The organism is Haloferax profundi (genome assembly GCF_001469865.1).
Classification (GTDB): Archaea; Halobacteriota; Halobacteria; order Halobacteriales; family Haloferacaceae; genus Haloferax; species Haloferax profundi.
The window spans coordinates 1-2143 of record NZ_LOPV01000584.1 but is presented as its reverse complement, the minus strand read 5'-3'; the positions used below and the strand labels follow the sequence as shown (position 1 = coordinate 2143).

Sequence of the window (2143 nt, the reverse complement as noted above, 5' to 3'; positions counted from 1 at the left end):
AGTCGGTGCTCGACCTCGTCCGGGACGTCTACGAGGACGACAAAATCGTCGGGCTGATCTGTCACGCAGGGCTGGTCGGCATCTCTGCCGGCATCGTCGAGGGCTCTGACGCGACGGGTTCGTTGGGCATCAAAGACGACCTGATAAACGCCGGCGCGACCTGGGTCGACGAACCGGCCTTCCGCGACGGCAACATCGTCTGGGGACGTGTCGTCGAGGACATCCCCGATTACTGCCGTGTCTTGGTTGACGCACTGGCCGAGTACCCCGCCTAGAAACCCGTCTCCACCGACTGTGTACGCTGCATTCAGCGCGACTGCAGAAACTTCACCAACCGCGGTCAGACGCATACGGCGGGTGTCTCTCTCAATTCACTCTTCAGTGCTTTCACGGGTTGCCCGCCATTGTTCTTGAGACACCGTATACCGGACCTCGTCAGAAACATAATCCTCGTGTGGAACCCAATTTCGAAGCAACCCATCACGTTGACCACCAGCAGCCTCGATATACCTCTGAATCGCCTGTTGAGATTTTGTGTTCTCTACAGCGTGCGTGACGGCGAACAGGTCGAGGTCTAACTCTTCAAAGACGAGTTCCATCAGCGAGTGTGCACTTTCCCCGTTGTAGCTGCGACCCCAGAACCGCTTACGTAGCCAAATCCATTGGACTGCAGTTCGTCTGTCCCATTTGAACTTCAACCCTGTGAGGCCAGCAAACTCACCAGCACCGTCTTCTGAAGCCTTTGGACGAAGGATGTATTTGAGACTCTCACCGTCTTCCCACTTCCGTTCCGTCTGGTCGATGAACTTCTTCGACTCTCTCATCGTTTCGTGGGGTGTCCACGGCATATATCGAGTAATCTCTTCGATACCATCGTCGTACGCGCAGACCCAGTAGAATTCTTGAACGTCGATATTCGCGTGACACAGTTGCTCGTGGCGAATCCGTTCAGATTCAATGACCTGTGGAAACATACACCATCATTCGACCAGTCTCCAGTTATATCCAGGCGTCACTCTCGATTGCACGATATGCACCCTGCATTCAGTACGACCTCGAAAAACGGTCGTCAGGTGGGGAGTTCGATAGAGCCGTCAGTTCGGTCTCTGGGCGAACTCGATGATGAGGTCGAGGAACTCCTCTGGTGCGGTGGCGCATCCGACGTGCGGATCTCCGTTGCCACTCTCGCCATGGCCACGACGATCCATCGCGTAGACCGTAAATTGCTCTTCAAGCGGTGATTGTATTTCCATCGCGTTCCACACTCTGTGATCACTAACGGTCCCATGAACCATCACGATCGGTGACCCACTTCCTGATCGGTGGAAGGCTATTTCAGTCCCATCTGCAGACCTAACAGTCTCCATTCCCTGTTGTTTACGTGGTTGGATCTCTTTCGACATGTACTCTCCCCGGTATGTGTGGTACGCTAGCAACCAACAGTATATTATCGTATAATCAACATTTTCAAGACACTAACCAATAAAGGAGTCTTCTCTGACTCCTTAATGGCTGTATAGCCATACTCTGACTATGACAAGGATATTATAATGTGGTGGCGGTTGTATAGTCTCTCGACAGTTCCCGATGCAGTCCACCTTCGATTGGAGCACCGCTTCGCGAGACACGCGCTCTGCATTCAATACGTCAACAGAACCTCACCGAACGCTATCAGGAGAGGCATGACACATACAGAGGGTGGATGCAGCAAACGATCGAGATTCAGAGACGACTGTTGTTGACTCACCCGCTACATTACTGAACGGGTGGCTCTCGTCTGGTGCAGACTCACACCGACGCTCAGCGTGAGCCATCTAGCGCTCCAAACTGTATGGCTACGAGTCGGTTGACTCGTATCCGACGAAACGGGCCAGCTGTCCTGCCGCGGCTCTCGTCACTGTCTGGTCGACGATTGCCACTGCACGTTCGATATCGGCCTCACGAAGAGAGACGACAGCCCACGGAGAGACGAACGATTGTTCCGAGAGACCGCCCTCGACGAACTGACCCTCCAGCGAAATCGACGGTGGGTACTCTTTCGTCGTGATACCGGCGGCGATGTACTGCTCACCCGCAAATGGGTGCGCCTCGTCGCTCAAGATGAGGTACGGTCGTCGAGGAGTGTGTCCGTAGGGATCGGCGG

4 protein-coding genes are annotated in these 2143 nt (G+C 54.4%); 1 reads left to right on the top strand and 3 read right to left on the bottom strand.

Annotated features, from left to right (window positions below; all coding sequences use genetic code 11):
• Positions 1 to 275: DJ-1/PfpI family protein (locus AUR66_RS17275; protein WP_197409853.1), on the top strand; the 275-nt coding region annotated here is incomplete at its 5' end.
• A 96-nt stretch (positions 276 to 371) separates the two neighbouring features.
• On the opposite strand, the gene AUR66_RS17270 is transcribed toward AUR66_RS17275, so the two are convergent.
• From AUR66_RS17270 to AUR66_RS17265, 3 genes are all read right to left on the bottom strand, one after another.
• Positions 372 to 974 carry a GNAT family N-acetyltransferase gene (locus AUR66_RS17270; RefSeq protein WP_058573418.1) on the bottom strand — a complete coding sequence of 201 codons (603 nt, stop codon included), beginning with the start codon at positions 972 to 974 and terminating at the stop codon, positions 372 to 374.
• Between the two features lie 120 nt (positions 975 to 1094).
• Positions 1095 to 1403 (bottom strand): alpha/beta fold hydrolase, encoded by a 309-nt coding sequence (locus tag AUR66_RS21455; RefSeq protein ID WP_157533201.1) that lies wholly within the window; start codon positions 1401 to 1403, stop codon positions 1095 to 1097.
• Between the two features lie 432 nt (positions 1404 to 1835).
• A partial coding sequence (locus tag AUR66_RS17265; protein WP_058573417.1) for a hypothetical protein occupies positions 1836 to 2143 on the bottom strand: 308 nt, incomplete at its 5' end.